Source organism: Chungangia koreensis, assembly GCF_042651785.1.
Lineage (GTDB): Bacteria > Bacillota > Bacilli > Bacillales_A > Planococcaceae > Chungangia > Chungangia koreensis.
The window spans coordinates 1-19416 of the sequence record NZ_JBHSEC010000003.1; the positions used below are offsets into that span (position 1 = coordinate 1).

Genomic DNA, 19416 nt, shown 5'->3' on the forward strand with positions numbered 1-19416 from the left:
TGAGCCATACTTGATTCCTCCTAATGTTTTGGTCGCACTTAACATTTACCCAGGAACCAAGGTGGCTCATTCACTTTTACACAATTATATGGACTTTATCAAGTTGAATGGATCCATCACGCATGATAATTTCATGGTACCCACCAGTGCCCCATTTTTTCTGGCCATTCCATGTACGCCAAAATGTGAAGAAATCACCATCCTTCGTAGCAGAATGATGACGAGCAATATGAGTGATTTGACTCAGCGGCCGGGTGCCATTTGTTCGTTGTGTTTTGCTCCGGATATCGATTAGTTTGACCATATCACTTCACCCCATTAGGCTTTTCATATTGTCTCGCCTGCTTACTATCGGTAACTCCTGTTGTAGTCGGATCAGATACAACGCCGAAAGCGACCAGAATAGCAAGGACAGTATTGAAAATGTCGGTAGCTTGCTCACTGTAAACTGTAAAATCCAAACTAAATAAAGAAGCTACCTGCTGAGCAAGTAGCAACACTAATGAAAACAATGCAATTAAGAATGGTCCATGCTGAAAACGTACTTTCCAATTTATTTTCATATTAATTCCCTCCAAATTTGTCTATTAAGTGTTGAATGATTATATAGCCAGTTCCCCCTGCAGTTGTAAACCCCAGCAATAATTTAAGAATCACATTCGTCGAGGCGTTGATTTTTGCCATCCGTTGTTCATGTTTGTGTTTTGCTTCATCTGACTGATAACCCATCGCTTTGTCGACAATGGAGAAAAGCTTTTCAGTTTGCTGTACCATGGTCGAGCGAGTATCACGGTTTTCTTGCATGACCGTATTTTCTAACTTTAAGGCATTCGTCTCCAATTGTTTCAATCGTTCATCATGCCGCCTGTCAGCTTCCTTCAGTTTTTCTATGTCTTCCCCATGCTGTTTGACTGTATCAAACATTGATGTAGGACCTCCTTCTGGCATCCTCGCAACCCCCAAACCCATTTAGATTGAAAAATAAAAGAGCACCCGTTGTGGATGCTCTATAAAGTATTTAAGAATTCACTTTTTCCGTAATGGTTGCCCGTATTCCGTTTAATGCATCAAATTTAAAGAAAATCATCGGTATCATTTGGGCCATTTCATCTCTGGAATTCCTGTTGTAATTATAAGTGGAAACAATTATGGAATCATTTTCTCTGAGATAATCCATATCAACGATATCTTCTGCAAACACTTCGCACAATTCTTTATAAACTTTGTTTCTCGTTTCCGCGTCATTGAAAGCAAAAGATAAATGAGCTCTGTTCCCGCTTTCTACATATTCAACTTCAATCTGATACTCAATAGTCATTTAGCTCCCTCCTCTTTCATCCATTATTCGATAAAAGTGGAAGGAATCCTTTTTCAAATATAAAAGCATACTCAGATGAGCATGCTTTTATTATATGTTCTTAAACTTCTTAATAATGTCAGGTAAACTAAATAGAATCACCAATAATACCGCCATTATAGTACCAATCCAAAAAGCGATTCTAATGTCTGTTGGAGTTAAAGGTACAAGGGAACTCATTGACGGTGTAAATGAATAAGCAAAAATAAAGGTTAACATGCACATGTAAATAACCACAATAAACCACTGGGCTTTGCTTAATCGTGCATTTCTAACTGTTTCACTCGCCACATTAGACATAGGATCAAGATTAGCGAACATGATGCTACTACTATACATATTTGTCTACCCGGTCCTTCATGTCAATAAATGCGGAAATAATACCTGCAATAGAAAAGATTGCACCTGTAACTGATGAAAAGGGACCAATGGAGCCAGAAATACCTGCGGTAACGAACACCCCAAGTAGTAAAGCACAAAAAGACCAAACAGCAGTATAGTACTTATAATAAATTAAATTTGTTTGGTATTTCTTTTTCATTGCTGTTTCTGCCTCCTTTATCTTTCCCTCTAATTTCATAGTTGAAATATCATATGCAACTGATTCCGTTGACTTTACTGTTCGAGTAATTTTATTTGTAAGGTTAGTTGCTGCTCTCAAATGATAAATCAAATCATCAATCTCGGGTAATTTCTCTCCAGTTACAGAAATAGATGGTTCTTTATTAATAAATTGAACCACTTTTGAGCTTGGGATAGCGCTTTTTGTAGAATCTAAATTCTTGGCTGCTTTATCATATCTTACTGGCGGAATAGTTTGTTCTTCTTTTAATAGCATACTTTCCACATTATCCCTCCAATAAACCTAACATTTGGTCTAATGTCTCTACGGCTATCTTATTTGATTTTTCTACGAATGATCCGTAACTTTCTGATCGATTTGTAAAAACATCAATATCGATAAGGATATATGCGTCCTGCTTATGTTCAGCCCCTGTTGAAGAAATAGAAATTTGACCGTTCATTTCAGTTCGAAGATTAACATTTATATAATAGTCGTCACCTTGTTGTAGTGTAAAAGCTAAAGTGGGATTATTAATTGCTTTTTGGAAGGAACCCTGAAACCGTTTAAAGAACTTTTCGCTTAATAGTTCTTGTCCCTCAGCAATCGAATCTACTATTTTCCCAAAAAATAATCTTGTTCCCATACGGATATATTCTTCAACATCCAAGTTAGAAGAAACCTGGTCCATCACTAACTTTGAAAGGTTTTCAAAATCAAATAGGATTGGATCTTGCATATCCAGTGAAGTACTTTCTGCGTTAACAATAGCTACTGAACTCCCATCTGGCTGTAGTAAAATAAGTGAACCGTTTTGTTCGTCTTTTTGAATTTGACCAAAGAAACCTTTTAACCCTTTAGAAATGTAATTGATTTGTTTTAAGTCATCAAATAGAAAAGAACGGTCATAAATTACTTGTGATAAAGCCCTTACCAACCTTATATCTGTCCTATCCAGCTGATTTCCCATTTTATTTCCCCCTTATATGACTATCTTAATAATACTATCCTACCAAATATTATCAAGAGTCATATGATTGAGAAAACTGAAAAACCTAATATTATCTTTATTCGAGCAATAGCTTGAAAATCCTTTTTTAAGAAGAAGATATTTTATTAAAGCGCATAATGTATCTATTATTCACATAGGAGGTTCTTCACAAATGACTCAAAACTTGAATCCTAATGAAAGCAATAATGAAAAAAAGACCGATCCCTCTACTTGGACAGCCTATGGAGATCCTTTAAAAGAAGCTTCTTCCTCTGGTAAAGATGAGTATAATAATTCTACTTCCCCAATGATTGAAAAGGCACGTGAGGATGGAAACTACGTTAAAAAAGAATAGTGGAACAAAGGGAACTGTCCCAAAATCATGAAGAGTGATATCGGAGACAGCTCCCTTTTATTTAAATGAAATTTATTACGTTTTCGGGATAAAGAAGTACTTACTACATATCCTATCCCTGTTTAGGAGGTGAAACTTCATGGTGAATCAAAACAATCAAAACCAACAAAATGATCAATCAGTTGCGGAGAGCATCAAAAAAACAGCTGGCTCAGCCTTTGAAACAGTTCATAATGCTTTGGAAGCGACAGAAAACGTAGCAATGAAATCGGTAGATGCTACTAAAAATGCTACTAAGAAATTAACAGGTAAAGACAACGACGATTACATTGAAACATACCAATAATGAAAAAGGAAACGCCCTCACCGGCGTTTTTTTTATGTATCAAAAAACTTTCACAAGGTTTATTTGAAAACCATATTTTCTCGTTTCACTAAATTTTTTAAGGGTAGAGGTGAAAGAACTTAACTAAAGGAGGTAGCTGTAGTGACGGAGAATTTCAATGTGAATGAAGCAAGTAAAGACAAGCAATTGGAGCAGTATCGTGCGGATGATCAAGGGGAAAAGCTGACGACCAATCAAGGTCTTCGTGTTTCTGAGGATGAACATTCCTTAAAGGCCGGTGTCCGCGGACCAACTTTAATGGAAGACTTTCACTTCCGTGAAAAGATGACGCATTTTGACCACGAACGTATTCCCGAACGAGTAGTTCATGCGAGGGGCTTTGCAGCACATGGCCATTTTGAATTATACGAATCCATGGCTCCATTCACTAAGGCGAAATTTTTACAAGAACCAGGCTCTAAGACTCCTGTATTCGTTCGGTTTTCTACAGTAGCGGGTTCCCGCGGTTCGGCTGAGACCGTCCGTGATGTTCGTGGATTTGCCACTAAATTTTATACTGAAGAAGGAAATTTTGATTTGGTCGGAAATAATATACCAGTTTTCTTTATACAAGACGCGATTAAGTTTCCTGATCTAATTCATGCAGTGAAGCCAGAACCTCATAATGAGATGCCACAGGCCGCTTCAGCACATGATACATTTTGGGATTTCGTTGCGAATAATCAAGAGACCGCTCATATGATTATGTGGCATTTGTCAGACCGCGCCATCCCTCGAAGTTTCCGGATGATGGAAGGTTTCGGAGTACATACATTCCGGTTTGTAAATGAAGAAGGACGGGCTCATTTCATTAAGTTCCATTGGAAACCGGTTATAGGTGTCCATTCCTTGGTCTGGGATGAAGCGCAAAAGATATCAGGAAATGACCCTGACTTTCTCCGGAGAGATTTATGGGAAAATATTGATAAAGGGAATTTCCCGGAATATGAGTTAGGAGTGCAAATCCTTCCAGAAGAAGAGGAATTTAAATTTGACTTCGATGTATTGGACCCTACAAAGATATGGCCAGAGGAAATCGTCCCTGTAAAACTGATCGGCAAGATGACATTGAACCGAAATGTTGATAATGTCTTTGCAGAAATCGAACAAGTGGCGTTCCACCCTGGTCATGTCGTTCCTGGTATCGACTTTACGAATGATCCACTATTACAAGGAAGACTTTTCTCATATACGGATACTCAACTGATTCGTTTAGGCGGACCAAACTTCCATGAATTGCCGATCAACCGTCCTGTCTGCCCGTTCCATAATAACCAACGGGATGGGTACGGAAGACAAACGATCAATGTAGGACAAGTCAGCTATCACCAAAACTCACTTGCAGGCAATACACCTTCTCCAGCGAACCCTGAAGAGGGAGGTTATGTCCACTATGAAGAAAAGGTGGAAGGCAGAAAAGTACGTGCACGCAGTGAGAGTTTCAATGATTTCTTCTCCCAAGCAAAACTATTTTATAATAGCATGAGTGAAGCAGAGAAAAAACATATTATCGATGCCTTCAGTTTTGAATTAGGCAAGTGTAAAAGTAAAGATGTTCGCCAACAAGTCGTAGAAATGTTTGGTAATGTGGATACGGAAATGGCTACCTCGGTTGCCAAGAAGATCGGTGTCAAACCGCCGAGTTCGACACAAGTGAACGTTACGATGTCTTCTCCTGCACTAAGCCAATCCAATACGAAGAAAAGCCCAGAGACACGCAAAGTTGGCGTCATCGTCGGGAATGGCTATAATTCAGGAGAAGTCGACAAGGTCTTAAATGCCTTGAAAGCAGCTAAAGTACAGCCGGAAATCATTGGTGAAATGCAGGGAATGGTAGAAAGTGTTGACGGCAGCAAGCTTGAGATTGAACAAACCTTCTCAACGACAAATCCAGTCCTCTATGATGGGCTGTATGTAGTCGGAGGAGACGCAGAGCAACCTGAAATGTTTAGGCAACAAGTGTTGTACTTCATAGAAGAAACATACAAACACTACAAAACCATCGGAATCTCCTCTAATTGGGCAACTGTCATTGACCGTTTTACAAATGAGGAACCCGGAGTCGTTTTAGCTCATGACCTTCCGGAGTTTACTAACAAATTCCTTGATTCGATTGCTGAATACAGGCATTGGGACAGGATGGGATATTAATAGTATTGGGCACCGCAATTATTAGATGCGGTGCCCGTTTCGTTTTAATCACCATATCTATATGACCTCTTCACGAATATAAGTTATCCATCCAAATTTTTGTTGAAGTTTAACTTTTGCCTCCTCAGCCGCAGCTTTTGTTTTAAAAGTTCCGGTAAAAATCCGGTAAGTAGGGTTGAAATCAAGTGATTCTGCACGTTCATAAAAGACCCATGTGAATTCTCTTCTTGCCATCTCAATTGCATCTGCTAAAGACCGGCTGCTGTTAAATGTCCCGGTAAATACTCGATAGAGCGAAGTTGTGGTTGAAACATTTTTCGGTTTTAAGAAGAAAAGATTCACTAATGCTTGTGCAGCCACTTCCCCTTGAGCCTTTAGTTTTGCGTCATTTCGTAACGCCTGAATGTCGATCGTTGAATCCATGAAACCACCTTCTATTAGTACAGATGGCATATTCGACTCTCTCAACATATGGAAGTTTGCTTCTTTCATTTCCCGATCTTTGAGACCCATGGCCAGAGCAATTCTTGGGTGGATGAGACGTTGAATTTCCTTGGATGCAGCAGAAGATTGGGGATGCGTATACGTTTCAATCCCTGAATGTGTCCCCCAACTTCCAGCTAACGCATTATGATGAAAGCTGATCAGCACATCCGCTCCCCATGCATTCGCCTTGTCCGTCCGCTCCGATAATGGCACATCCCGATTTCCGCTGGGATCATCCAATCTTAAGAGCTCAACGTTTTCATATTGCTTTAGTTTGTCCGCAAACGCTATGGCAACTTTGTTGTTGAACATCCATTCCCGCTCCCCATCAGGCGTCCGTTTACCACTTGTACTCATTCCATGTCCAGCATCGTAAGCGATTTTTGTCATTCTATCTCCTCCCTCCTTTAAATAGACTCAAAGCGTACAATAGTATATTCATTATATAGCTGATAAAAGACGCAAATGCTGGGAAATCAATTGTCGCCTGCCTTCGTTGCATGTAAACTAATCATAGATTTAAGAAATGGAGATTCCGAATGATATTAGTCATCGATAACTATGATTCGTTCACCTTTAACCTTGTCCAATATTTAAAAGAACTCGGTGAAGAATTGACGATTGCACGGAATGATGAAATTACGATAGAAGAGATCCGAAAGTTGAAAGCAGATTCAATTTTGTTGTCTCCGGGACCAGGCAATCCTGACTCAGCAGGAGTTTGTTTGGATGTTGTACGTCAACTATATAAGGAAATTCCCATTTTAGGCGTTTGTCTTGGCCAGCAGGTCATTGGACAGGCATTTGGAGGCGTAGTACGAAAAGCGGTGCAGCCGATGCATGGTAAAGTTTCGACGATTTCTCATGACGGTTTAGGGGTTTTTTCGAATTTGCCATCACCGTTAAATGTTGCGAGATACCACTCGTTAGTCATCGATGAACTCCCTGCTTGCCTTACAATTACGGCAAGGACAGGAAAAGGTGAAATCATGGGCATACGACATACGAAATATAAATTGGAAGCTGTACAATTCCATCCTGAAGCGATACTGACCGAATATGGCATGGAAATGTTACGGAATTTCTTTGAGGGGGTACGTACATGAGCAACACTTTTACCTGCTCTTTTGAGTATGTGAACCATGATGGCCAACTGGTTCCGATGACCTTCACGAATCCGATTACAATCATTCAGGCGATTCGAATTGAGGAAGTCATCCCTGCTCTGCGTGAAATTGAAACAGCAGTGGAGAAAGGCTATTATGCTGCCGGTTTCTTATCCTACGAGAGTGCACCTGCCTTTGAATCTGCTTTTAAGGTTCACGAGTCCCCGACTATGCCTCTACTTTGGTTCGGAATCTTTGAGGAGCCGGAATATCGCAAATTAGAAAGAGCAAGGCATTATACCCTTTCAGAATGGACACCTAATGTGAGTCATGAAGAATATGCCGCGTCCATTCAAGCGATTCGGGATGCAATTGAATTGGGCATAACGTATCAAACGAATTACACTATCCGTTTGACTGCGGACTTTGAAGGCGACGATCTGTCGTTATTCACAAAGATGAAACGTGCTCAAGCGTCCAATTATTGCTCGTATGTTAATACTGGAGAACATAGCATTCTATCTGCTTCTCCAGAATTATTCTTTCATTTGAAAGGCAATCATATAAAAACAAAGCCCATGAAGGGAACGTTGAAAAGGGGCCTTTACTACGAAGAAGATGAAGCAAACCGTGAGTGGCTTAACCATTCGGAGAAGAACCGGTCAGAAAATGTCATGATTGTCGATTTGCTCCGCAATGATTTAGGTATGATTGCAGAAGCTGGTTCAGTGAAGGTAACAGAGTTGTTTAAGATTGAAAAGTATCCGACAGTTCTTCAAATGACATCTACTATTGAAGCAGAGATTTCATCCGATAAAACAATCGTTGATATTTTCAAGGCCCTATTCCCTTGCGGTTCCATTACCGGAGCACCTAAAATCAGTACAATGGATGTGATTGCAGGTCTTGAAACTGCGCCTCGGGAAGTTTACTGTGGAACCATCGGATTCATAACACCTGAAAAAGAAGCGGTTTTCAATGTGCCGATCCGAACGATGATGATTGTGCAAAAGACAGGAAAAGCGACATATGGCGTTGGCGGTGGCATCACGTGGGACTCTACCGCGGAGGACGAATATGAGGAAGTATTGGCGAAGGCAAGTTTTCTTAAAACGGAGAGACCGGATTTTGAAATCTTAGAAAGTATTCTATTAGAAGATGGTGCTTATTTTCTTTTAACTGAACATCTGCAAAGGATGAAAAAATCCGCACATTACTTTAATTTCGAATTTCCTCATAAAAAAATCATGGAGACATTGGACGAGTGTTCAAGTAATCATCCTGTGGGTTCTTTTAAAGTTCGGCTGCTGCTGAATAAAAGCGGAGACGTTGAAATAGAAGCTCAGCAAATCACACAAATCGAGACTCCGATTCTCATTGGCCTTGCTGAGAAACCAGTCAATCGGCAAAACCCTTTCCTATACAATAAAACGACGAACCGGAAAATTTACAGTGAGCTAAAACTTCAGAAGCAAGACGTATTCGATACACTACTTTGGAATAAAAATCATGAACTGACCGAATTCTGTAACGGGAATATCGTGTTGGAAATAGACGGGGATTTATTTACCCCCCCGGTCCGAAGCGGGTTGCTACCTGGAACATTTCGCAATTCTTTATTGAATGATGAAGTTATTAAGGAAAAAGTACTATCAATTTCCGACTTGAATCGCTCGACGAAAATTTGGTTCATCAACAGCGTCCGCCGTTGGCTTGAAGTAAAATTGAAAAAATGACATAGAAAAACGCTTGGATCTACTGTCTATCCAAGCGTTTTCCCATTCTTTTAAACTACTGTTAACTTTGAACTATTTACCATATCAATGAACAGTTGGAGGAATCGATGATCATCCGTCAATTCAGGGTGAAAAGCACTGACGAGGATGTTGCCTTCTTTTGCAGCAACCACTTGACCATCATAAGTGGCAAGCACTTCTACCCCATCTCCTGTCTCCTCTACGTAAGGAGCTCGGATGAACACTGCATGATAAGGTTCTTCCAATCCCTTCACCTCAAGAGCAGCCTCAAAACTGTCCTTCTGTCTGCCGGATGCATTCCGCTTCACTCGGATATTAATCCGTTGAAGGTGCGATTCTTCTGTACCGCTCAATTCATTTGCTAATAATACCATTCCCGCACATGTACCGAAAATAGGTTGTTCAAAGCTTTTTAAAGGTTCAACAAAACCGTAGCGGTCCATCAAATTACGGATAGCTGTACTTTCTCCTCCAGGGATGATTAAACCATCAATATCCTGTAGCTGTTCAGCCTTTTTGACAACTACTGCATCCACACCGCACGACTGGAGTTGTTTTAGATGCTCCCCTACGGCCCCTTGAAGTCCTAAGACACCGATGACAGTCATATTACCAGCCACGCTCCTGCATACGCTCTGCAGATGAAAGTTTGGAAATCTCGATCCCTTTCATCGGGCTGCCGAGCTCTTTTGATAAACGGCCGATCAATTCATAATCAGTGTAATATGTCGTAGCTTGAACGATGGCGCTCGCAAACTTCTCAGGGCTTTCGGATTTGAAAATTCCAGAACCGACAAACACGCCATCAGCACCAAGTTCCATCATAAGGGCTGCATCAGCTGGAGTGGCTACTCCGCCAGCGGCAAAGTTAACAACAGGAAGCTTTCCTTCTTTTCGGATTTCCTTTAACACCTCAAAAGGAGCTCCTAATAGCTTCGCTTCAGTCATTAGCTCATCGTCGTTCATATGTACAACCTTGCGTACTTGAGCATTCACTTTACGCATATGGCGTACGGCTTCTACGATATTACCTGTACCCGGTTCCCCCTTGGTCCGAAGCATGGAAGCCCCTTCCCCGATCCGTCTCGCTGCTTCACCCAAATCACGGCAACCGCAAACGAATGGAACTGTAAAATCACTCTTCAGCAAATGGAATTCTTCATCCGCTGGTGTCAGTACTTCACTTTCATCGATGTAATCTACTCCCATCGCTTCAAGCACACGAGCTTCAACAATATGGCCGATCCGTGCTTTCGCCATGACCGGGATTGAGACAGCATTCATGACTTCCTCGACAATACGAGGATCGGCCATTCTTGCTACACCGCCCGCTGCACGTATATCAGAAGGAACCCGTTCTAATGCCATAACTGCCACTGCACCAGCCGCTTCCGCAATTTTCGCCTGCTCAGCATTGATGACGTCCATAATGACGCCGCCTTTTTGCATATGGGCCATCCCTCTTTTAACTGTTTCTGTACCTAACATTTTAGTCATCTTCATTTCCTCCCTAAATTGCAATTGACTTCTATATAACTTAGTATAGAAATCAACTGAACCCATAGAAAGTGTCAGATTCAAACAGATTAAAGGGGTCAGATAAGGAGAGAAAGCGTATGGACATGTTGTCATGCAACTTGGACCGTTCAAGTGAATTACCGTTATATGAACAACTTTATCAGTTCATCAAAAGTGAAATTATAGAAGGAAGAATTCCTGATCAAACGAAACTTCCTTCCAAGCGAAAGCTGTCAGATTTTCTTCATATCAGCTTAAATACAGTTGAATCGGCATACGACCAGTTAGTTGCAGAAGGCTATGTAGAAGTTATTCCGAAGAAAGGATACTTTGTTTTAAAGTTCGAGGATTTGGAATATGTCATGACAGAAGATAAGCGCATGACGGCAAACTTTGTTGCTGAAGAAAAGGTGCTTTTCGATTTCCATCCGACTCGAATCGACTCCCTCCACTTTCCATTCCAAAAATGGCGCAAATATATGAAAGACTTGCTTGATGTACAACATCACGAATTATTGCTTCTCGGTCACCCTCAAGGTGAACAACGATTACGGTCAGAAATCAGTCATTATCTGTACGAAGCGCGGGGTGTCCATTGTTTACCAGAACAAATTGTGATCGGAGCAGGAGCCGAAACATTACTGCATCAGCTCATTCTTTTATTCAAAAATGAAACTGTATACGGTGTTGAAGATCCTGGATATCATCTCATTCAGCAGATTCTCAAAAGTTATCCGAACGAGGTCGTGCCCTTGAAAGTTGACGATGAGGGAATCGATATCGAGCTCTTTTCGGAGGCAGATATGAATGTTGTGTATGTCACTCCGGCGCGTCATTTTCCGTTCGGTACCGTACTGCCGGTAAATCGTCGTACAAAGTTGCTGAATTGGGCGGCAAGTACTCACGACCGATATATTATTGAAGATGATTATGATAGTGAATTCCGGTATAGTGGCAAATCCATTCCTTCCCTTCAGAGTATGGACCAAGGTGGCAAGGTCATCTATTTAGGTTCTTTCTCTAAGTCATTGGCACCTTCCATTCGGATCAGCTATATGGTGCTCCCTAAACAGTTACTTAGTAAATATCAGGAGAAGTTGTCGTTTTATCACTCTACTGTGTCAAGGATTGACCAACATGTTTTAGCAGAATTTATGGCGAATGGAGACTTTGAACGGCACTTGAACCGCATGAGGAAAATCTATCGCCGGAAATTGGAGAAAGTCGAGGAAATTTTCAGGCCCTATGATTGGATCCAAATCATTGGTGAACGGTCTGGTCTTCATATCGTATTGGATGTGAAAAATGGAATGGATGAAAACGAACTTGTCCAACGGGCAGCTGCGTTTGAATTAAAGATATATCCGCTTTCCTACTATTCTTTTAAAGATGTACAGTATTCGACCCCGAAAATCATTTTCGGCTTTGCAGGCATTCCTGAAGAAAAATTAGAGGAAGCTATCCCGTTGCTGCTCAAGAGTTGGGAAAGATAGTTCACAAATAAAGTGATACAGAATTCGAAAAGGAGCTAAGTTCCATGTGTGAACTTAGCTCCTTTCTTTATTCCGTACGTTAAAGAAGTACTCGGTCAATGCAGCCGATTGAGCGAAATGGATAACCAGTTGCCATGCACCGACACCGAGAAGACCATGGTTTATGGGTTTATTCGCCATTAACCGATTCTTCTTTGCCTGGTTCTTACCGGAAAAGCCGCGAGCAACTGCTCAATGTGGAAGATCCGTTTCTTATTACGCAAGTAACAATAAGCAAAGACAGCATCTCCTTTTATACTTAACACGCGTATGTTACGTTGGCTGATTGAACCGTCCTTCGCCTGATACACAATTTCTAAAACCTTGCTAACTTTCATAGCTTTGATTAATTGCTCTCTCACGATTCTCGCCCTCTCCTAAAAGAACATTTGTTCTTATTTTACTTTATTCTATGCAGAAAAGAAACAACTTAACCCTATTTTTGATCAGGTAAAACATGGACATCCATAATGTTTGCATATGTTCAGTAAGAGAGGAGGAGAAGCAATGGCTACTTACAACCGCGCGGCTGCTGTCCAATATGCGCACCGTTGGTGGAACAGTAATAATCCGGCGTACCCAATATTCAGTAATGATGATTGCACGAATTATATTTCCCAATGTCTGCATGCCGGGGGCGCTCCGATGAGAGGGTATCCGAATAAGCAAAACGGCTGGTGGGTCCGTGGAAACAATTGGAGTTATAGCTGGGCATCACCCCATTCTTTGCGCTGGTATCTCGGAGGATCCAAAAAAGGGTTGACCGCTACTCAAGTATCAAGTCCAGAACAACTACAGTTAGGAGATTTGATATTTTACGATTTCCAAGGAGATGGACGTTGGGACCATTCCACCATAGTCACGGCAAAATCGCAGGATGGCCTCCCCCTTGTCAATGCCCATACGAATAACAGCCGATATCGAAATTGGGAATACAAAAATTCAGGAGCATACACACCGAACATCAAGTACCTCTTTTTCCACATAAATGATCAGTTTACGTAACAAGAAAAAGTTCGTACTCCACGATTGGAATACGAACTTTTTGTTTGTCATATTAAGCTGTTTTCACTTCAATCTTCTTCTCTTTGTTTCGGGTAAGAATTTGAAGAGCTAATAGAGCAACAAATAAAATTAAACCGACAGTGTCAGAGATTCCTTCCGGATAGATCAGCATCAGACCCGCTGCTAATGCGAGTATCCGTTCAATCCAAGTAACTTTCCGGTACCAATAACCGATCATACCCGCTCCTATTGCAATCATTCCGGATATGGCTGTGAATAGTACCCATAACACTTCAGGTACAGTCGTATCGATCATCAGCAATTCTGGTGATAGAACAAACATATACGGAATGATGAAGGCTGCGATTGCCAACTTGGATGAATTGACACCAGTCTTAATCGGGTCGCCTCCTGAAACAGCTGATGCTGCCATGGCTGCCAACGCAACCGGCGGTGTAATATCGGCGATAATTCCGAAATAGAACACGAATAGGTGAGCAGATAAGGCAATGACTAACGGTACAGCGGCCCCAGCTGGCTCATTAAGCATGAGCAGAGTAATGATGGCAGGCGCAGCAATCGTTGATGTGATAACATAGTTTGCCGTTGTCGGAGAACCCATTCCAAGCACTAATGAAGCAATCATCGTAAAGAATAGCGTCAATAAGATGCTGCCATTCGACACGTCGATTAATCCATTTGCCAGACTTAACCCAAGTCCCGTTTTCACAACAACTCCAACGATGATTCCTGCTGCTGCAGTTGCAACTGCTACCGGTAATGCTGAACGGGCACCATCTACTAATGCTTCGATAATATCGCGGAAACCTAATCGTGTGCTCTTATCAAATGCACTAACAATAATTGTCAGAACAATCCCTAATAATGCAGACATCATAGTTGGAACGCCGGACATTAACAGGAAGATTATTGCAAAAATCGGCAGAAGCAAATAGAGCTTTTTAAATACTTCCTTCTTATTTGGCATTTCCTCTTTTGGAACTCCCCTAAGACCTAAACGCTTCGCTTCAAAGTGGGTCATGATCCAAATACCTGTAAAGTAAAGAAGCGCCGGGATTGCTGCAGCTTTCGCTATATCCCAATACTCTACACCATCGATGAATTCAATCATTAGGAACGCTGCCGCTCCCATGATCGGCGGCATTATTTGACCACCCGTCGAGGCAGAGGCTTCCACTGCCCCTGCAAATTCTTTTTTGTATCCTAACTTTTTCATCATCGGAATTGTATATGATCCCGATGTTACAACGTTGGCAACGGAACTTCCTGAAATCGTTCCTTGCAAGGCACTGGAGAAAATCGCAACTTTCGCTGGCCCTCCTATCGCTTTGCCCGCAATGGTTACCGCAAGGTCATTGAAGTATTGTCCAACCCCTGTTTTCACGAGGAAAGCTCCGAACAATAGGAATACGAAGATGAAAGTCGCGGACACACTAATTGGTGTACCTAAAATTCCATCAGTTGTATAGAACATAAGTTGTACGATACTTTCCAAGTCCTGACCACGGTGTTGTAGGAATCCCGGGAACTCACGGCCAAAGAAAGCGTAAAGTAAAAATAAACTCGCAATGATCGTAATCGGTAAACCGACTGCACGCCGGGAAGCTTCCAGTGTTAAAAGCACTGCGAGTATACCGATAATTAGATCCAGCGGTTCAACATTTCCAATTTGCATAACGAGGCTCTCGTACATGATTGGCCAGTACAGACCTACGGCCACCGATAATAAGGCTAAAATCCAGTCGTAAAATGGCACATTGTTTTTTTTCGGGCCCTTTTTCCGTAGAGGAAATAAGAGGAAAATTAAAGCAAGAGCGAATCCTAAGTGAACAGAACGCTGGATATATGCCGTGAACTGTCCGAAAATAGCCGTATATAGTTGGAAAAGTGAAAATGCCAATAATCCAAAGAAGACAACTTTTTTTACGATTCCCGCTACGTCCCGAGTATTGGACTCCGGATCATATTTCTGCAGGATTTCCATCTGTTGTTCATCTGATAGCTGCTCAATTTGTTCGATTTCATTCGATTGATCTTTTTTAGCCACTCATATTCACTCCTTTCAATAACTGAAAAAGAGAAAGGCGATCCGGTTCAAACCGATATGACTCGCCCCTCGTCAAAAATTGTTTTAAGTCATATTCCCGATTTTCATAATTTAGTGCCAGATCACGATCAATATCTCCGACAAATAGTGTGAAATCGGACATTTTACGATTCATATTCTCTATGTAGTACTTTCCGTTCTCTTCCCTGAATGTCTCCCCTTCTTCGGCCCCACTCGGCATTCCGATTGCAAAGTCCTCATATTCTAATGATTGAAGGATAAATTGATTGTTTGTTACATCATAAGTTTCGATCACATCAGATAGATGGATGGAGTGCGTATAGCGGATTTGAAAATGTTGGTCCTTGTTGAGTGGAAGGTATGCAACCAGATTCGATGTACGGCTTTCGTAGAATACGAGACTATTCTTAAAAGGCATAAAAAGAAAAGCGGTACAAATCGCAAGAATTATCGGGATCAGCAGGATTCGTTTAATCTTCAAATCCCTCACCCCTTCATTTTAATAGGAATGACGATGGAGCATGACTCCATCGTCACAAAATTTTACTGTTCAGCTTTTACACCGTTTTCATCGAAGAATTTCTTTGCACCCGGGTGTACAGGTATTCCAATACCATTCAAGCCCGTTTCTGTTTTAATGAATTTCCCTTTAGGGTGTGTCAAAGAACCTGCGCCTTCATAAATCGCCTTCGTAATTTTGTATACCACGTCTTTAGGAAGGTCGTTTTGGACAACAAGCATTGCCCCAACAGAAACTGTCGGTACGTCCTCTTCTAATCCATAAGTTCCTTTAGGAACAACTTCTTTTGCATAGTAAGGATACTTTTTGATCAATTCATCAGCTTTCGCATCCTCAACAGGTACAATGACAACCTCTGTCGTCGCATTTAACGTTTCAACTGCTGCAGTTGGTGTACCGGCAGTGATAAAGGCAGCATCGATTTGACCGGATTGAAGGCTTTCTTGTGACTCACCGAAGTCAAGGTTTTGAGCTTTGATGTCATCTTTAATTGATAAGCCATGAATTTCAAGTAATTGTTCAGCATTTGCGTATGTCCCTGATCCAGGTGCTCCGACAGATACTTTCTTGCCTTTTAAATCTTCAAACGTTTTGATTCCGGATTTTGCAGTTGTAACTAATTGCACAGTTTCCGGATACAATGCACCGATTGCAGAGACCATGTCGATTTTGTCGCCTTCGAACATTAACTCTCCATTAGCTGCATAATACGCGATATCCGTCTGTACGAAAGCAATTTCAGCTTTTCCGTCTTTAAGACCGGTCATGTTCGCTGCAGATGCTTGGGAACTTTCAGGTGTAGTAGAAATCCCTGTTTCATCCTCGATCAATTGTGCAAACATCCCGCCAAGTGGATAATACGTACCGGTTGTTCCACCAGTTAAAATACTTAGGAATTCAACTTCCTTGTCACCGCTCCCATTATTGGAACCGCTTCCACAAGCAGCAAGAACAAATAAGGCTAAGACACTTAGAATCGCTGTAAGCTTAAAAAAGTTCTTTTTCATTTTTTTCTCCCCTTTATTTAACAGAATATAAGAAACTATTACTTTAGTATAATAACATGAACCATAGTTCAGTTTCAAATTTGAAAAAATAAAAACCAGCCGTGGATGGCTGGCGTTTATTTCTAATCTTACTTTGCACCTTCAATATTGTTTTCCGGTGCAGTTTCTTCGGGAGGAAGTTCATTAAAAGTCTCTCCAGCTTCCTCCAAGTCACGTGTTCGGTGAGCGAGCCTCGAAGCCGCACATGCAGCAACACTTGCTACTAAATCATCTAAGAATGTGTTAATTTTGCCGATTCCGGGCTCAGTATCCAATTCATTAATAATACCGATCTTATTTTTGTCCAAATGCCCGAATGTTGTAACGGCAATACTTCCGTAGGTAAATACTGCACCTAAAGCAATCGTTTCATCAACACCAAAGAGGCCTTCATCGGCAGTGACGATTTGTTGCAGCGGTTCGGACAAAAGATTTTTTTCTGCTAACTCATCAAGCTCAACACCAACTAAAATGGCGTGTTGCATTTCCCGTTTCTTCAGTACACTTTCAACGGATTCAACACAGTGATCCATTGTCAGCCCGTCGTTATAAGGCACTTGCATTTCATAAACGATTTTTGCGATATCTTCAAGCGAAACTCCCCTGCGCTTCAACGCATTTTTGGTTGCTTCAGTCACCACTTTCGAATGTACACGCAGATTCTCATTATACATAAACCCAACTCCGTTCCTACCTGAAATTAGTAACATCATTATACCTTCCTTACAGTATATGATACAATTTTGGTACATTCACTTCCGGAGGTGCGGACATGAAAACGGGAACCGTACATGATATCACTTTATATAGCAAGGAATTAGGAGAAGAAAGGCAATTACTCATCTATTTGCCCCAAAACTACTCTCCTTTATACAAATATTCCATACTTATTGCATCGGATGGCAAAGACTTCTTTCAGCTTGGCAGAATTCCGAGAGTAGTTGACGGGCTTTTGGAAGAAGGAGAAATCGAGAACGTCATCGTTGTCGGTGTTCCTTATAAAAGCGTTAGAGAACGACATGAGATCTATCACCCCTCCGGTGAACGCACGAACGCTTATATGAGGTTCTTAGCTCATGAACTTGTTCCCTATTTGGATGAGAACTATCCTACCTACCAAGTGGGCAATGGACGTGCACTGATCGGCGATTCCCTTGCGGCGACTATTTCCTTTATGACCGCTGCGAAATATCCAAACATTTTCGGAAAATCGATTTTGATGTCCCCATACGTGGATCAGCGTATACTTGAGATAGCCCGCCAGACAGATCCAAAAGCATTTTCGGTCTATCACATCATCGGACTCAAAGAAGATGAAGTGAAAATGACGACAGGAGAGGTAACAGATTTTCTTCAACCAAACCGAGAATTAAATAAAATCTTCAAAGAAAGAGGATTTGACTACTTCTATGACGAATTTAACGGGAATCACTCGTGGAAATTCTGGCAACCTGATTTAAAAAGGGTTATGAAAATGAAATTCGGGATATAAGAGTGTTTAACATCGTTGAACTTCTACAGTTTTTGATATAATTAATTTGAAAAGGACTTTTGAGAATAAAAGGAGGTCTTTACCATGAAATACGGAATTGTTGCTTTTCCTTCAAAAACACTTCAAGACTTGGCGAATTCATATCGGAAACGTTATGACCCTCATTATTCACGCATCACGCCTCACATGACACTAAAAGGTGTGTTTGAAGCAAATGATAAGGAAATCGAAACCGTTGCAAAAGAAGTGGCTGAAATCGCAAGAAAATCTCGCCCGTTCCATTTGAATTTGACGAAAGTGAGCTCATTTGCTCCGATTACGAATACCATCTACTTCAAAGTAGAATCAAACGATGAATTATTAAGTCTTCATGAGGCATTGAATAATGAAAGTTTCTTTGGTGAACAGCCGGAGTATTCATTTGTTCCCCATATTACGATTGCCCAAAAACTTTCGTCAGGTGAACATGACGACATTTTAGGGCAAATTAAAATGGGCAACACTTCTCATGAAGAAACGATTGACCGTATCCACTTGCTTTACCAATTGGAGGACGGATCCTGGACGGTTTATGAGACTTTCCGTTTAGCAGGGGAGGCATAATCCCTTTGTTCGTTCGTGTAGTTGAAAATGCAACAGACAGAGAAAATGCTTTTTCCATCCGCCGAAGAGTGTTCGTAGAGGAGCAAGGGGTACCTTTACACTTGGAACTTGACGAACTCGATCGGACAGCTACGCACTTCATCGCTTATGATGATGACAAACCGATAGCTGCGGGAAGACTACGGGAAACAGACTTGAAAATTGGTAAGGTCGAACGTGTCTGTGTGATTCCTGAATATCGAGGGAAACACATTGGAAATTTAATGATGAAAGAAATGGAACGGTATGCAGCAGAGGTTGGCTTTGAGAAAATCAAACTGAATGCACAAACTCATGCTATCCCTTTTTATCAGAAGTTAAATTATGAAATTACATCTCCCGAATTCATGGATGCCGGAATTCCCCATCGTGCGATGGAAAAGCAAGTATCTTTGAAATGAGAAAAGGATCTGTCCGACGAC

General features: G+C 41.2%; 26 protein-coding genes. 11 read left to right on the plus strand and 15 right to left on the minus strand.

Features of this window, described 5'->3' with window-relative positions; translation table 11 throughout:
• Positions 1-76: 76 nt before the first annotated feature.
• From ACFOZY_RS03230 to ACFOZY_RS03245, 4 genes are all read right to left on the minus strand, one after another.
• Positions 77-304, minus strand: a complete 228-nt coding sequence (locus tag ACFOZY_RS03230) for a hypothetical protein (RefSeq protein ID WP_378152219.1) — start codon at positions 302-304, stop codon at positions 77-79.
• Position 305: 1 nt separating this feature from the next.
• Positions 306-563, minus strand: coding sequence for a phage holin (locus ACFOZY_RS03235; RefSeq protein ID WP_378152221.1), 258 nt, complete (start codon positions 561-563; stop codon positions 306-308).
• 1 nt (position 564) lies between these two features.
• Complete coding sequence (locus tag ACFOZY_RS03240; protein ID WP_378152223.1) at positions 565-924, minus strand: hypothetical protein; 360 nt, start codon at positions 922-924, stop codon at positions 565-567.
• Positions 925-1018: 94 nt separating this feature from the next.
• Complete coding sequence (locus tag ACFOZY_RS03245) at positions 1019-1318, minus strand: hypothetical protein (protein ID WP_378152225.1); 300 nt, start codon at positions 1316-1318, stop codon at positions 1019-1021.
• Between the two features lie 115 nt (positions 1319-1433).
• Between ACFOZY_RS03245 and ACFOZY_RS03250 the strand changes: the two genes are divergently transcribed.
• The gene (locus ACFOZY_RS03250) at positions 1434-1556 is read left to right on the plus strand and encodes a hypothetical protein (protein ID WP_378152227.1); all 123 of its coding nucleotides are present in this window, start codon (positions 1434-1436) and stop codon (positions 1554-1556) included.
• A gap of 132 nt (positions 1557-1688) precedes the next feature.
• Here ACFOZY_RS03250 and ACFOZY_RS03255 read toward each other — a convergent pair whose 3' ends face one another.
• Together ACFOZY_RS03255 and ACFOZY_RS03260 are read right to left on the minus strand one after the other, a co-directional pair.
• Positions 1689-2204 carry a hypothetical protein gene (locus ACFOZY_RS03255; RefSeq protein WP_378152229.1) on the minus strand — a complete coding sequence of 172 codons (516 nt, stop codon included), beginning with the start codon at positions 2202-2204 and terminating at the stop codon, positions 1689-1691.
• Between the two features lies 1 nt (position 2205).
• Complete coding sequence (locus ACFOZY_RS03260) at positions 2206-2889, minus strand: hypothetical protein (RefSeq protein ID WP_378152231.1); 684 nt, start codon at positions 2887-2889, stop codon at positions 2206-2208.
• 193 nt (positions 2890-3082) lie between these two features.
• On the opposite strand from ACFOZY_RS03260, the gene ACFOZY_RS03265 reads away from it, so the two are divergent.
• From ACFOZY_RS03265 to ACFOZY_RS03275, 3 genes are all read left to right on the plus strand, one after another.
• Positions 3083-3265 carry a hypothetical protein gene (locus ACFOZY_RS03265; protein ID WP_378152233.1) on the plus strand — a complete coding sequence of 61 codons (183 nt, stop codon included), beginning with the start codon at positions 3083-3085 and terminating at the stop codon, positions 3263-3265.
• Between the two features lie 139 nt (positions 3266-3404).
• Entirely contained in the window at positions 3405-3611 is a 207-nt protein-coding gene (locus ACFOZY_RS03270) for a hypothetical protein (RefSeq protein ID WP_378152235.1), read from the plus strand.
• Between the two features lie 141 nt (positions 3612-3752).
• The gene (locus ACFOZY_RS03275) at positions 3753-5801 is read left to right on the plus strand and encodes a catalase (RefSeq protein WP_378152237.1); all 2049 of its coding nucleotides are present in this window, start codon (positions 3753-3755) and stop codon (positions 5799-5801) included.
• Positions 5802-5858: 57 nt separating this feature from the next.
• Here ACFOZY_RS03275 and ACFOZY_RS03280 read toward each other — a convergent pair whose 3' ends face one another.
• Positions 5859-6677 carry an N-acetylmuramoyl-L-alanine amidase gene (locus tag ACFOZY_RS03280; RefSeq protein WP_378152239.1) on the minus strand — a complete coding sequence of 273 codons (819 nt, stop codon included), beginning with the start codon at positions 6675-6677 and terminating at the stop codon, positions 5859-5861.
• Positions 6678-6826: 149 nt separating this feature from the next.
• On the opposite strand from ACFOZY_RS03280, the gene ACFOZY_RS03285 reads away from it, so the two are divergent.
• Positions 6827-7393, plus strand: coding sequence for an anthranilate synthase component II (locus tag ACFOZY_RS03285; protein ID WP_378152241.1), 567 nt, complete (start codon positions 6827-6829; stop codon positions 7391-7393).
• On the plus strand, positions 7390-9129 hold the full coding sequence (gene pabB, locus ACFOZY_RS03290; protein ID WP_378152243.1) for an aminodeoxychorismate synthase component I: 1740 nt from the start codon (positions 7390-7392) through the stop codon (positions 9127-9129). Before ACFOZY_RS03285 ends, pabB begins: the two co-directional genes overlap by 4 nt.
• 50 nt (positions 9130-9179) lie before the next feature.
• Here pabB and pdxT read toward each other — a convergent pair whose 3' ends face one another.
• A complete protein-coding gene (gene pdxT, locus ACFOZY_RS03295; protein ID WP_378152563.1) occupies positions 9180-9758 on the minus strand; it encodes a pyridoxal 5'-phosphate synthase glutaminase subunit PdxT in 579 nt (192 codons plus the stop codon).
• Between the two features lies 1 nt (position 9759).
• Entirely contained in the window at positions 9760-10638 is an 879-nt protein-coding gene (gene pdxS / locus ACFOZY_RS03300) for a pyridoxal 5'-phosphate synthase lyase subunit PdxS (protein ID WP_378152565.1), read from the minus strand.
• Between the two features lie 128 nt (positions 10639-10766).
• Between pdxS and pdxR the strand changes: the two genes are divergently transcribed.
• Positions 10767-12161, plus strand: a complete 1395-nt coding sequence (gene pdxR / locus ACFOZY_RS03305; protein ID WP_378152245.1) for a MocR-like pyridoxine biosynthesis transcription factor PdxR — start codon at positions 10767-10769, stop codon at positions 12159-12161.
• A gap of 54 nt (positions 12162-12215) precedes the next feature.
• Here the strand turns inward: pdxR and ACFOZY_RS03310 are convergent, their stop codons facing one another.
• Complete coding sequence (locus tag ACFOZY_RS03310; protein ID WP_378152247.1) at positions 12216-12341, minus strand: hypothetical protein; 126 nt, start codon at positions 12339-12341, stop codon at positions 12216-12218.
• Positions 12341-12562, minus strand: coding sequence for a hypothetical protein (locus ACFOZY_RS03315; protein WP_378152249.1), 222 nt, complete (start codon positions 12560-12562; stop codon positions 12341-12343). The genes ACFOZY_RS03310 and ACFOZY_RS03315 overlap by 1 nt, the downstream gene beginning before the upstream one ends.
• Before the next feature lie 145 nt (positions 12563-12707).
• Between ACFOZY_RS03315 and ACFOZY_RS03320 the strand changes: the two genes are divergently transcribed.
• Positions 12708-13205, plus strand: a complete 498-nt coding sequence (locus tag ACFOZY_RS03320) for an amidase domain-containing protein (protein ID WP_378152251.1) — start codon at positions 12708-12710, stop codon at positions 13203-13205.
• A 52-nt stretch (positions 13206-13257) separates the two neighbouring features.
• On the opposite strand, the gene ACFOZY_RS03325 is transcribed toward ACFOZY_RS03320, so the two are convergent.
• The 4 genes from ACFOZY_RS03325 to ACFOZY_RS03340 form a co-directional block, all read right to left on the minus strand.
• Positions 13258-15273, minus strand: coding sequence for a TRAP transporter permease (locus tag ACFOZY_RS03325; RefSeq protein WP_378152253.1), 2016 nt, complete (start codon positions 15271-15273; stop codon positions 13258-13260).
• Positions 15266-15775, minus strand: a complete 510-nt coding sequence (locus tag ACFOZY_RS03330) for a DUF1850 domain-containing protein (RefSeq protein ID WP_378152255.1) — start codon at positions 15773-15775, stop codon at positions 15266-15268. The genes ACFOZY_RS03325 and ACFOZY_RS03330 overlap by 8 nt, the downstream gene beginning before the upstream one ends.
• A gap of 62 nt (positions 15776-15837) precedes the next feature.
• Entirely contained in the window at positions 15838-16821 is a 984-nt protein-coding gene (locus ACFOZY_RS03335) for a TAXI family TRAP transporter solute-binding subunit (protein WP_378152257.1), read from the minus strand.
• 128 nt (positions 16822-16949) lie between these two features.
• Complete coding sequence (locus ACFOZY_RS03340) at positions 16950-17573, minus strand: phosphatidylglycerophosphatase A family protein (protein ID WP_465251154.1); 624 nt, start codon at positions 17571-17573, stop codon at positions 16950-16952.
• Positions 17574-17632: 59 nt separating this feature from the next.
• Between ACFOZY_RS03340 and ACFOZY_RS03345 the strand changes: the two genes are divergently transcribed.
• From ACFOZY_RS03345 to ACFOZY_RS03355, 3 genes are all read left to right on the plus strand, one after another.
• Positions 17633-18352 carry an alpha/beta hydrolase gene (locus ACFOZY_RS03345; RefSeq protein ID WP_378152259.1) on the plus strand — a complete coding sequence of 240 codons (720 nt, stop codon included), beginning with the start codon at positions 17633-17635 and terminating at the stop codon, positions 18350-18352.
• A gap of 84 nt (positions 18353-18436) precedes the next feature.
• Positions 18437-18955, plus strand: coding sequence for a YjcG family protein (locus tag ACFOZY_RS03350; protein ID WP_378152261.1), 519 nt, complete (start codon positions 18437-18439; stop codon positions 18953-18955).
• A gap of 5 nt (positions 18956-18960) precedes the next feature.
• Positions 18961-19395, plus strand: coding sequence for a GNAT family N-acetyltransferase (locus tag ACFOZY_RS03355; protein WP_378152263.1), 435 nt, complete (start codon positions 18961-18963; stop codon positions 19393-19395).
• Positions 19396-19416: the final 21 nt, after the last annotated feature.

What these genes read in the sequence shown, in the direction of transcription:
- ACFOZY_RS03310 (WP_378152247.1), bottom strand. Translation starts at nt 12,341, where the DNA reads ATGGCGAATAAACCCATAAACCATGGTCTTCTCGGTGTCGGTGCATGG.
- ACFOZY_RS03280 (WP_378152239.1), bottom strand. Translation starts at nt 6,677, where the DNA reads ATGACAAAAATCGCTTACGATGCTGGACATGGAATGAGTACAAGTGGT.
- ACFOZY_RS03240 (WP_378152223.1), bottom strand. Translation starts at nt 924, where the DNA reads ATGTTTGATACAGTCAAACAGCATGGGGAAGACATAGAAAAACTGAAG.
- ACFOZY_RS03270 (WP_378152235.1), top strand. Translation starts at nt 3,405, where the DNA reads ATGGTGAATCAAAACAATCAAAACCAACAAAATGATCAATCAGTTGCG.
- pabB (WP_378152243.1), top strand. Translation starts at nt 7,390, where the DNA reads ATGAGCAACACTTTTACCTGCTCTTTTGAGTATGTGAACCATGATGGC.
- ACFOZY_RS03250 (WP_378152227.1), top strand. Translation starts at nt 1,434, where the DNA reads ATGTCAGGTAAACTAAATAGAATCACCAATAATACCGCCATTATAGTA.
- ACFOZY_RS03345 (WP_378152259.1), top strand. Translation starts at nt 17,633, where the DNA reads ATGAAAACGGGAACCGTACATGATATCACTTTATATAGCAAGGAATTA.
- ACFOZY_RS03350 (WP_378152261.1), top strand. Translation starts at nt 18,437, where the DNA reads ATGAAATACGGAATTGTTGCTTTTCCTTCAAAAACACTTCAAGACTTG.
- ACFOZY_RS03230 (WP_378152219.1), bottom strand. Translation starts at nt 304, where the DNA reads ATGGTCAAACTAATCGATATCCGGAGCAAAACACAACGAACAAATGGC.
- ACFOZY_RS03260 (WP_378152231.1), bottom strand. Translation starts at nt 2,889, where the DNA reads ATGGGAAATCAGCTGGATAGGACAGATATAAGGTTGGTAAGGGCTTTA.
- ACFOZY_RS03285 (WP_378152241.1), top strand. Translation starts at nt 6,827, where the DNA reads ATGATATTAGTCATCGATAACTATGATTCGTTCACCTTTAACCTTGTC.
- ACFOZY_RS03265 (WP_378152233.1), top strand. Translation starts at nt 3,083, where the DNA reads ATGACTCAAAACTTGAATCCTAATGAAAGCAATAATGAAAAAAAGACC.
- ACFOZY_RS03245 (WP_378152225.1), bottom strand. Translation starts at nt 1,318, where the DNA reads ATGACTATTGAGTATCAGATTGAAGTTGAATATGTAGAAAGCGGGAAC.
- pdxT (WP_378152563.1), bottom strand. Translation starts at nt 9,758, where the DNA reads ATGACTGTCATCGGTGTCTTAGGACTTCAAGGGGCCGTAGGGGAGCAT.
- ACFOZY_RS03335 (WP_378152257.1), bottom strand. Translation starts at nt 16,821, where the DNA reads ATGAAAAAGAACTTTTTTAAGCTTACAGCGATTCTAAGTGTCTTAGCC.
- pdxR (WP_378152245.1), top strand. Translation starts at nt 10,767, where the DNA reads ATGGACATGTTGTCATGCAACTTGGACCGTTCAAGTGAATTACCGTTA.
- ACFOZY_RS03320 (WP_378152251.1), top strand. Translation starts at nt 12,708, where the DNA reads ATGGCTACTTACAACCGCGCGGCTGCTGTCCAATATGCGCACCGTTGG.
- pdxS (WP_378152565.1), bottom strand. Translation starts at nt 10,638, where the DNA reads ATGTTAGGTACAGAAACAGTTAAAAGAGGGATGGCCCATATGCAAAAA.
- ACFOZY_RS03235 (WP_378152221.1), bottom strand. Translation starts at nt 563, where the DNA reads ATGAAAATAAATTGGAAAGTACGTTTTCAGCATGGACCATTCTTAATT.
- ACFOZY_RS03340 (WP_465251154.1), bottom strand. Translation starts at nt 17,573, where the DNA reads ATGATGTTACTAATTTCAGGTAGGAACGGAGTTGGGTTTATGTATAAT.